General features: G+C 69.4%; 12 protein-coding genes. All 12 read right to left on the bottom strand.

The genetic code is table 11. The annotated features are described in order from the left end of the window. A partial coding sequence (locus F9K34_RS13995) for a hypothetical protein (protein WP_291337588.1) occupies positions 1 to 254 on the bottom strand: 254 nt, incomplete at its 3' end. Next, positions 251 to 913: a hypothetical protein gene (locus F9K34_RS14000; RefSeq protein ID WP_291337589.1), complete on the bottom strand. Its 663-nt coding sequence runs from the start codon at positions 911 to 913 to the stop codon at positions 251 to 253. The genes F9K34_RS13995 and F9K34_RS14000, both read right to left, overlap by 4 nt. Further along, positions 910 to 2,430, bottom strand: coding sequence for a TrbI/VirB10 family protein (locus tag F9K34_RS14005; protein WP_291337590.1), 1,521 nt, complete (start codon positions 2,428 to 2,430; stop codon positions 910 to 912). Before F9K34_RS14005 ends, F9K34_RS14000 begins: the two co-directional genes overlap by 4 nt. Further along, complete coding sequence (locus F9K34_RS14010; RefSeq protein WP_291337591.1) at positions 2,430 to 3,443, bottom strand: TrbG/VirB9 family P-type conjugative transfer protein; 1,014 nt, start codon at positions 3,441 to 3,443, stop codon at positions 2,430 to 2,432. Before F9K34_RS14010 ends, F9K34_RS14005 begins: the two co-directional genes overlap by 1 nt. A gap of 14 nt (positions 3,444 to 3,457) precedes the next feature. Then, a complete protein-coding gene (locus tag F9K34_RS14015; protein WP_291337592.1) occupies positions 3,458 to 4,162 on the bottom strand; it encodes a type IV secretion system protein in 705 nt (234 codons plus the stop codon). A gap of 2 nt (positions 4,163 to 4,164) precedes the next feature. Beyond that, positions 4,165 to 5,052, bottom strand: coding sequence for a type IV secretion system protein (locus F9K34_RS14020; RefSeq protein WP_291337593.1), 888 nt, complete (start codon positions 5,050 to 5,052; stop codon positions 4,165 to 4,167). After that, positions 5,049 to 5,336 (bottom strand): hypothetical protein, encoded by a 288-nt coding sequence (locus F9K34_RS14025; protein WP_291337594.1) that lies wholly within the window; start codon positions 5,334 to 5,336, stop codon positions 5,049 to 5,051. The genes F9K34_RS14020 and F9K34_RS14025 overlap by 4 nt, the downstream gene beginning before the upstream one ends. Positions 5,337 to 5,344: 8 nt before the next feature. Then, positions 5,345 to 6,058, bottom strand: coding sequence for a hypothetical protein (locus F9K34_RS14030; RefSeq protein WP_291337595.1), 714 nt, complete (start codon positions 6,056 to 6,058; stop codon positions 5,345 to 5,347). After that, on the bottom strand, positions 6,055 to 6,540 hold the full coding sequence (locus tag F9K34_RS14035; protein ID WP_291337596.1) for a hypothetical protein: 486 nt from the start codon (positions 6,538 to 6,540) through the stop codon (positions 6,055 to 6,057). The genes F9K34_RS14030 and F9K34_RS14035 overlap by 4 nt, the downstream gene beginning before the upstream one ends. Beyond that, positions 6,537 to 9,011: a conjugal transfer protein TrbE gene (locus tag F9K34_RS14040; protein ID WP_291337597.1), complete on the bottom strand. Its 2,475-nt coding sequence runs from the start codon at positions 9,009 to 9,011 to the stop codon at positions 6,537 to 6,539. Before F9K34_RS14040 ends, F9K34_RS14035 begins: the two co-directional genes overlap by 4 nt. After that, positions 9,008 to 9,340 carry a VirB3 family type IV secretion system protein gene (locus F9K34_RS14045; RefSeq protein ID WP_291337598.1) on the bottom strand — a complete coding sequence of 111 codons (333 nt, stop codon included), beginning with the start codon at positions 9,338 to 9,340 and terminating at the stop codon, positions 9,008 to 9,010. The genes F9K34_RS14040 and F9K34_RS14045 overlap by 4 nt, the downstream gene beginning before the upstream one ends. 17 nt (positions 9,341 to 9,357) lie before the next feature. Then, on the bottom strand, positions 9,358 to 9,564 hold the full coding sequence (locus F9K34_RS14050; RefSeq protein ID WP_291337599.1) for a TrbC/VirB2 family protein: 207 nt from the start codon (positions 9,562 to 9,564) through the stop codon (positions 9,358 to 9,360). Positions 9,565 to 9,622 lie beyond the last annotated feature (58 nt).

The raw sequence follows: 9,622 nt of genomic DNA on the forward strand, positions 1-9,622 counted from the left end.
GGCCGGCAGTTGGGCAACGCCGGCGCGCCATCGAAGGCGGCGCGCTCGGCGTGGACGCAGAGGCTCGCGGCGCGCGCCCAGAGCGCGGAGCACCGGGCGGCCTCGGCCGACCAGGCAAGGCCGCTGAGCTCGGCCGAGGCCTCGGCCGACGCGAGCGCCGCGAGGCGCGCTTCGTCTTGGAGGCCGGCCGGGACGGGCGGCGGCGGCGAAGTGCACGCGGCCAGAGCGAGCGCGACGAAGAGGGTGGATCTCATTTGGAGGAGAGGTCGTTGACGAACCAGCTCGCCGAGCAAGATGCGACGAACATTCCGCCAGTTAGGTCTCCGACAGTGCGAAGTAAGGTGACGCAATTGGGGCGCGGCCCTTCGTGAGCGGGTAGAGAGGAGCAATAGGCATAGGCCTGGCCGACGAGCGTGGTGCTTCGTTGGAGGTGGTGGCGCCAGTAGGCAACACTATGGAGGCGGGCGTCATAAGTTGGCGAGCGAAGAGCTTGTAAGGCCTCGCGGTCAGAAATGGCGGTGGGGTCTTCAGAAGTGCCCGCGATGCTCACGGTGCTCATGAAATCGAAGCGGCTTTGCCAGCCGAGCTCTTTGGAGCTGCCACCGGTGGCAATAGTGCGGAAGATGGGTTCGCAAGCGGGTGGTGTCTCTGTGCGCCTGTTCCCGAAGGGGGCCGAGCGATCGAAAGTAGTTGCTCGGCAGCAGGTGAGGACGGCGCGGAGCCACAGAGCGGTCCCGGCAGTCCCTTCGTTCGCCCAGAAGGTCTCCGGTCGTGGCGTGGTTTCGGGACGGACGAGCGCCGCGAGCTCGGCCTCAACGTCGACTCCCTTCGCAACAGTCTCAGGGGCGCTGCCCGCGCCACCGCCGCAGGCGGCGAGCGCGAGGAGCGCGAGGAGCGCGGTCGCGCGGTTCACGGGCGGCCCCCGGTGGCGCCGACCAGGTCCACTTCGGCAACACCACGCGCGTCGAGGTAGGGCCCGGGCAGGACGACGTCCTGCGTGAGGCTCACGCCGAAGCGCAGACCGTTTCGCAGGATGATGGTGGGCTCGAGGTCAATGTTCTTGCGCAGGTACTCGGTCGCGACCCGCTCCCATTCGTCGGCGATGTTCGATGCCATCAGCTCTTCGATATCGCGCTGCTCGAGAAGCAGCGTCCGGTCGCCTCGCGCGAGATCGGCGCCGGCGCCGATGACCGAGATGAGAAGCGCCGAGCCGAAGACTCGGCCGAAGTGGTGGTTGACCTTGTCGGCGGCGCCGGCGGCGCCCAGGGCGTCGACGGCCGGCTGTCCGCCGAGGTCGAGGGTTCGTCCGTCGGGGAAGATCAGTCGGTTCCAGGCCATCAGCAACCGGTTCTGCCCGAACGCCTGCATGCTCGCGTACTCGCCGAGCAACCTCGTCCCCTGCGGGACGAGCAGGTAGCGGCCATAGATCGAGTCATAGACGTTCGCCCGAACGATCGCGCTCACCTGGCCCGGGAGATCGGAGTTGACCGCGGTCTCGAGCACGGCCGGCAGGACGGCTCCCTGCTGCAGGAGGTAGGGCGTCGTCGGAGCGTGGACGGCCGAGAGGAGGACCGGCGGCGCGCCGCCCGGTCCGCGCAGCCACCCGTCGCCATGACCCGCGAGCGCGGAGGCCCCTGGCGCGCCACCAGCGCTGCCAGGGACGACGATGGCTTCCGGGTCGGCCGCCGGGGCCGTCGGGTCTGTCTGGACCGCGTAGGCGGCTTCCATGGCGCGCCGATGCTGGCCGAGGGTGTCCACGATCCGATCGCGGTAGGCAGCCAAGATCGGGTGATCGATCGGCGTGGCTTCAACCTCAGCGAGCAGCTGCTCGGCGGGGCTGGCCGACGCCGCCGCGCGAGCGGTCGAGGCGGAACTGCCGCTCTTGGGTCGCAGCGGCGCCCGGAGGGCCTTCTCCTCGGGCGTCAGCTCGCGGCGCTGCGGCTCTCCATAGTTGGCGTAGCGCGCCTGGTAGGCCCGGTTCTCGGCGTCGAGCGCCTCGAGCTCCGCCAGTGACGGGGAGGCGGTGGGGTTCCGCTCGCCCCCGCCGACCGGAAAGCCGTCGGGGTACTGCTGCTTCATCGCGTCGAGCCGGTTCTGCTGGGCTTGGTAGTCGTCGTCGGCAAGCGTGGGGAAGCGGCGCCGGAGCTCCTCAAGAATGTCCTGCTCGGATTGCGTCGAAGGCGCCGTCGTCGAGGGAGCGGCGGTGACTTCGATTCGGCTCGAGCGGCGAAGTCCGGTCCAGATGGTGCCGAGGAGCAGCAGGAGAATGGCAACTCCGACGAAGAGCGCAAGCGAGCTCGCGCGCGCGGCCTTCGGCGGCTCCGGCTGGAGATCACCTTCGATCTTGCCGCCGGCGGGCCGGGAGCCGGCGAGATCCTCGCCGGCGACGTCGGCGCGCCGCTCGCGCCGGAAGAGGTCGAGGAAGCCCATCAGCGACCCCCGCGAAACGCCTTGTTGCGGACGACCACGGCCTCGGCCTTGCGCCCGACGCCGAGCGCGAGACGCGCCTCGCGGTACACCCCGTCGGCCTTGTAGATCGGACCACCGGCGGCCGAGAGAAGCCGCCAGTTGGCGATCGAGGCCTGGCCGCCGGCGCCGGAGACGAGCAAGGTCGGGAGCTCCTGCGACGCGATCGCCGAAGGGAAGCGGATGTAGGTGTGGTGCCCGTCGTCGAAGACCTGGACGGGCGCCCACGGCAAGCCGCGGCCCTTCTCGACGGCGTAGTTGAAGTTTAGGCGCGAGAGATCGAGTTGCCCGAACGAGGCCTCGCGGCGCTCGGAGGCTTCGGCCTCGGCCCGCGCGACGAGCTGGTCGGCGGCGGCGGCGCCGCGCAGGATCTCGTCTGGGAAGTAGTAGGCCAGCCGGTGCGTCGGCGAAACGCCGCGCTCGTCCTTCGCCGGCGAGGTCAGGAGCAGCTGATAGCTCCGCCGATCAGTGTGGACCACGAGGTTTGTCGCGAGCGAGTAGTCGAGCGCCTTCACGAGCACGTGCGGCGTCGGCCGCGCGGCGGGGCCGGAGCGGCTCTCCTCGACCGCCCAGCGCTCGGTGTCGCCGACCGCGAGCCCCGCGATGGTCTCGCCGGCCTCGAGCTCGACGTCGCAGACGGTCAACGGCGGGCACGAAACGACCGCCGGCCGCAGGGAGTAGGGAACGCGCACGGCGCCCGCCTCGACGAAGACGGGCGGGGGCGTGCCGTTCTGCTGGTAGTCGAGGATCGCGCGCTCGAGCGCGATCGAGACGCCGGGGAAGCGCCGCGCCGGCTCGACCGGAACGGAGGCTGTCTCGGCGGCGCCCGCCGCCGGAACCGAGGCCTCCGCGATCACGCCGACGGGCTCGGGCGTCAGCTGAGGTCCGGGCTCGTCGGCAGCGACGACGCTGGCGACGGTGGCACAGAGCGCGAGCACCAGGGCGCGCGCGCGCGAGGGGTGGGAGGTGGTGATCATCGGACGTTCTCCTTTCACGGAAGTTGCGGGGCTTGCGGCGCGGGGGCGTTGACCCGCGACCAGTTCAGGTCGGCGATGTAGAGGCCGAGAGGATTGCGCAGCAGCGCATCCTCGAGCTTCGGAGGGTGGTGTTCGACGCGGACGGCGGCTTGCCAATACTCGTCGGTCAGCGCACGACCCGAGTCGTAGGAGACTTCGCGCCACTCGACGCGCCAGGTGTCGGCCGAGAGACGCAGGATCGAGAGCGGCGTAACGGAAACCTGCGCGCGCCGGTCGAGCGCCGCGCCCTGGCGCGAGACGAGCCACTGGTCGAGGTACTGCCGGGCGTCGCCTTTCACGTAAGCGAGCGCGTCGACCAGGTACTGCTCCTGGGCGACCTTGTCAACGAGGACGGAGCGCGTCTTGGTGATCCAGCCAGCCAGCAAGTAACGCTCGAGGACCTCGCTCGAGCGGCCGAGCTCGGCCGCCGGGCCGAAGGCAACGGCGGTCCCGAGCTTGTCGACTTCGATGACGTAGGGAATCGTCTTCGCGTGGTTCCCCAAGATGAACACGTAGGCGGAGAGCACCGCGATCAGGAGCCCGGCGGCCGCCAAGGCGAGCTGAAGGTTGCGGATCCGCTTCGCCGGAGCGGCCAGGCGGTCTTCCCACTCGCGGCGCGCCCAGGCGAACGCCTGGTCGTCGGATCCGGCAACGGCGCGGAGGTGCTTGCGGATGCTCATGGTCAGATCGATTCGTACACGCTGCCGAGATTAAGAACGCGCCCTTGCGGGGCTACACGGTTCGCGTAGGCGCGAACGGCGGCGATGACGATTGCGCAGAGCCACGCCGCGAAGAGGCTGCCGCAGAGCACTTGGAAGAAGTTGGCAATCGCGGTAGGGCCCCCAGTGCTAACGAGGGTCATGGCTTCGGTGTACCAGCCTCTAACTTCGTCAACAAAGGAAAGGAGGACGGGATAGCAGAAGAAGATCGCGAGCGTCCGGTAGCCGAGGCTAATGAGGTAGGAGACGTAGCCTTCGGCGATCCCAGCAGTCCACTTATGCGCGGCGGTTACGAGGAACGCAGGCGCGAGGGAAAGCGCAACAAACCACTCGAGAAAGAGAAAGTAAAAGAGGAACACGAGATAGCCGAAACCCGCGAGCATGGCGAGCACGACCAGGCCAGCGAGAAGTGCGATCGGCACGGCAAGCGGATTCCAGAGGCCGATATCCTTCATCGTGGACCAAGCCAGCTGCGCCATCTCGATCGCGGCTTGAAAGATACTGGCGGGAGTGAATCCGCCTGTTCCGGAGGCGCGTTCGCCCCACTCGCGAAAGAGGTCGTAGACGTAGCGCGCGATCGAGTCGCCTCCGGCGCCAACGCGATGGGAAGTTTGAACGATGGCGGCCACCGCACACATATAGAGGATCCAGCGACCAAGGCGGGGCAGAGCAGCGTCGGGGCCCTGGTTGGAGGTCCAGACGTCGTACGCGAGACGGATGAGGTCGAGAAGAGCAAGCGCGATCAGGATGACGCGGACGTACTGAAACAGGCTGAGCGCATAACCGCCGGAGGCGGTTTCGAGGCGGTCGAGGAGAAGTTGAGCGATGAGCGACGGGTTCGCGATATTCACGGAACGCGCTCCAGGTGCCGTGCGGCGGCGACGGAGAGGCAATTGGGCTGGTCATGAAAGGCCGCGCCGGCGCAGGCCACCACGGCCGCGCGCCAGAGGGTGGAACCGACCCTGGCTTCTCCTCGCCAGTGGGCGAGATTGAAAGTCCGCGACGGCACGGCCGCCGCGAGGCTTTCGAGCGGTTCCGCCTCGGCCTGGCGCGCGGCGATCTCGGCGCGGAGCGCCGGTCCGTGGAGGAGGCCTCCAGCGACGAGCGCGGGCAAGACAGCGAGAAGGGCCCTCATGGCGCGGTTCATTCGTAGGCCGATCCGGAGGGGAAGAGGTTCTCGAGGAGCTGGTTGTAGTCGCGCTCGTCGGCAACCTCCATGGCGGTTTTGAGGACCATGAGGTTCGCGGCCTGCATCTGCGTGTTGAATTGCTGGTTCTGGTACTGCGTCTGCAGGCTGTTGTACATGTTGTTGACCTCGAGCTCCGCAGCGTCGGAATCCGTCATCCCGGAGAGCTGCGAGAGCCACTTGTTCAAGACCTGCATGGGCTGGAGCGGCCAGGAGCCGGTCACATTGGTGTAGCCGACGCGTTCGACGGTTCGGAGGATCTGCTGCGCGCGCGCCAGGCGCAGCTGCGCGTAGTTCGTGGCGCGCCCCCAGCCGGCAACGTCCTTGTACCAGCCCTCCTGGAGCCAGCCGCCGTAGGTGTCGGGGAAGACCGTCTGCCAGAGGTCGGCATACGGCGCGAGCGATGTTCCGTAGCCGAGGAGCCCCGCGACGTCCAGCATGATGTACATTCGCTGGTTCCACCCCGTGTCATCGTCGAACATCTGCTGCGCCGCGCCGATCCACTTGAGAATCTGTTGCGCATACCAAAGCCACTGCTGGATCTCCTGAATCACATCGACGACAGCCCACTGCGCCTCGGCGGGCGCGGGCGCCGCGATCGGCGCGATAAGCCCGAGCAGCAAGGCGAGGAGTGCGGTCGAAGCTGCGAAGCGACGAAGCCACGTGATCATGGGATGAGCCCTCCAGTGAGGTCGGCCGTGGCGCTGACGCTCGGGGGAGCGTCGGTCGCCGGCCGTTCGTTGTAGTCCGCGCGAAGCGCGGTGTAGGCCTCGAGGTGGGCTTCGAGGAACGTCCGGGCGTGAGCGGACGTCGGGTCCTCGAGAAAGCGCCGGACGGCCTCGGCCAGGCCATCGGCGTTGCCCATGACCGCGAGCGCCAAGAGCGTGCGGCGAGCGGCCGTCGAGGCCGCGAGGCGCGCGAGCTCGCGAGCGACGGCCGACAGGCCGTCCTCGGCGAGGAGGCGATGCCAGGGGAGCGGCGCGGCGAGCTCGAGGGGCACGAGGTTGGCGCCGAGCCCCAAGGTCTCGACCGCCCAGCGCCCGGAGGCGTGCTCGACCAGGCGAAAGTCCGCGGCGCCGTGCGACCAGGTGTGCCGGGTCGCCGGCGTGGCCGGGGCGAAGCCCGACCGGGTGTCGTCCAGCGGTTGCGTCATGCGAAAGCTCCTTGTTGCGCGGCGGCGGGGAAGGCCGCGACGTTGGGTACGGGAACGCCGCGCAGCTCGAGCCAGCGCGCGGGCCAGGCGAGACCGTGCGCGGCGCGAAGCTCGCGCACGGCGCGGAGGTCCTCGGCGCCGCCGGCCCCGACGAACGAGAGCGCGACGGGCCCGAGGTCGAGCCGAAACATGCGCCGACCCTCGGGGGTGACCAGGTAGTAGTCCCGCTTCGGCTGGGCCTTGGCGAGGAGCTCCACCTGGTGCGGCGAAAGCCCGAGCTGCTCGTAGTGCTTGGCCGCGTGCGGGGCGGCCGCTTCGGGGTTCGGCAGGAACAGCTTCGTCGGACAGCTCTCGAGGATCGTCGAGCGGTAGGGGCTGTCCAGCACGTCGGCGAGCGACTGTGTCGCGAAGACGACGGCCGCGTTCTTTTTGCGAAGCTCCTTGAGCCACTGGACGATCTGCGCCGCGAAGAGGTGGTTGAGCAGGTAGGTCCAGGCCTCGTCGAGCAGGATCAACGTCGGCTGGCCGTCGAGCGAGGCGTTGATGCGGTGGAAGAGATAGAGCAGCGCGGGCGCCACGGCCCGCTGGCCCCGGCCGGCGAGCGCGCTCATCTCGAAGACCTGGAGGTCGGCGGTCGAGAGCTGGTCCCGCTCGGCATCGAAGAGGTCCGCGAAGCCGCCGCCGGCGGCGCCGGCGCGGCCGGCGAGCGCGTAGTCGGCGAGCGCCGAGGCGAGCTCGCGCGAGTAGCTGCCGAGCTTCGCGGCGTAGTTGGTCAGCGTCGGGTGCGGATCGGTCGCCGCGACCAGGTCGAGCGCCTGGCGGATCGCTTGGCGGTGCTCGTGCGTGAGCTCGAGCCCGGAGAGCGCGACCAGGCCATCGATCCACTCGGCGGCCCACTGGCGCTCGAGCGGATCGGCGATCCGAGCGAGCGGCGCGAACTGCGGCGCGCCTTCGGTGTCGGCGCCGAGCTCGTAGTGCGCGCCGGCGACGGCGAGGCAGAGCGCGAGCGCGGAATGTCCCTTGTCGAAGTGAAAGACGCGCGCCCCGGGGTAGCGCAGCCACTGCGCCTCGATGAGGCCGAGGAGCGTCGACTTGCCGGCGCCGGTCGGCCCAAGGACGAGCGAGTGCCCGACGTCCTGGACGTGCAGGTTGAAGAAGAAGGGCGTCGAGCCGGCGCCCCCGACCAGAAGACACGGCGCGCCCTTGGGCATCAGCGGTGAGGGGTTCGTGCGCCGACCGGCCCAGAGGGCCGCGGTCGGCAGGAGATCGGCCAGGTTGAGCGACCGGACGAGGGACAGCCGGACGTTGGCGGCGCTGTTGCCCGGGAGCGACCCGCGCCAGGCGTCCATGGCGTTCGTGGTCTCGATCCGCGCGCCGAGGCCTCGGTTCTGGAGTTCCTTGCGCAGGAGCCGCGCGTTGCGATCCGCGGCGGCCGGATCCTCGTCGTAGACCACGATGGTCGTGGTCAGGAAGCCGTAGCGCGCGAGCCCGGCGGCGTTCTCGGCCTTGGCCTGGTCGACCTCCTCGGCCATGCGCACCGCGTCCTGGTCGAGCCGAGGCGCGGTGTTGGGATTGAGATCGTCCTCCTTGTTCGACGTGGCGAGCTGCCAAATGCCGTGGCGCTTCGCCCACCAGCGCTTGCGTCGCTTCTCGAGGATCCGTTCCGCGTCGACGGTATCGAGCGCCAGGAACCGGGTCGACCAGCGGAAGGTGCCGGGCAGCGAAGCGAGCTCGGCGAGGAGCGCCGGCGCCGTCTCGCCCGGCATCCCCTCGACCGAGAGGACGCGGACGTGAAGATCGCCAACCTTGGGCGCGAAGCCCGCCCGGATGTCCTGGTCGGCGAGCAGGACGTCGAGGTAGACCGGCAGGCGCGGCACGGCGACCGGATGCGCCAAGCCGGTCAAGGCCTCGTGGAGGTGCGCGAGCAGCTCGCCGGAGCCGAGCCGTCTGGCGGCGAGCGTCGCCGCCAGGCGCTCGCCGAACTCGCCGGCGAGCTCCTCGAAGGCGGCGAGCTCCCGGTGCCAGTGGTCGCCGGCGACGCGCTCCTCGTCCGTGACGAGAGCTTTCGCGATCCGAGCCTCGGTCGAGGTCGCGGCGACGACGGTGAGCGTCGCGCGATAGACCGTTTCGAAATACACGCCGCGCGCGAAGCGCTCGCGGCGCTCGGCGTCGATCCAGGCGGCGACCGGGTGCGCGAAGCGCCCTCCGGTCGGGTACTCCTCGACCCGCCGACGGATCGCGTCCACGTGAAGGCAGCAGCTTGAGGTGAGCGGCAGCATGGCCGCCGAGAGGTGCTGCGACAGCGCCTCGAGCTCCTCGGGCGAGGCGCTCTCGATGTCCGGACCGCGGAACTCCCAGCCCGTCAGGAAGGACCCGTCCTTCTGCAAGACGACGCCGTCCGCGACGAGGAGCGCCCAGCCGAGGAGATCGGCGAGACCTTCGGGGTGCCGGCGGAACTCGGGCAGGATCACCGCTCGACCCCCGCGCGAAACTCCTCGAGCGACTGCCGGCGCACGTCCGCGTGCGAGCCGGCCGGGTAGTGGCTGAGGTACGGCAAGCTGCGCAAGTAGACGCGCGAGAAGCGAGGGTCGACCTTGGCCACGCGCACGAGCAGGGGATGCGCGACGAGGAACAGAATGCCGGCGACGACGAGCTTCCACGCGAAGGCCGGGACAAAGAAGATCCCGAACATGGCGAGCATCGCCTCGAGGAGAAAGAGGTCGCGCTCGACGCCGTAGAGCAGGTCGGGGCGGGCGAGCGACCGGTAGAGCGGTCGGGTGGTGCGGGTGGCGGTGGCCAAGGCCCAACCCTCGATTGTCAGAAGATGGCCGAAGCGATCTCGCGGGCGGCGAGGATGATGCCGCCGCCGACCAGGATCTGGATGCCGCGGCGGATTCCGAGCTGCGAGCCGCCGACGAACCAGCTGTAGCCGGTGACGACGACGCCGAGCACCATCATCGCGATGGCGACGGGTCCCATCAGTTCATTCGCGAGCCAATCGAGCATCTGGGCGAATCGAGACATGACGTACCTCCCCTTTCTGGGCGCGCTGCGAAGTTGTGCGCATTCTTAGGCGCTGAAA

The sequence above is a fragment of the Albidovulum sp. genome (assembly GCF_008933605.1).
Lineage (GTDB): Bacteria > Pseudomonadota > Alphaproteobacteria > Rhodobacterales > Rhodobacteraceae > Albidovulum.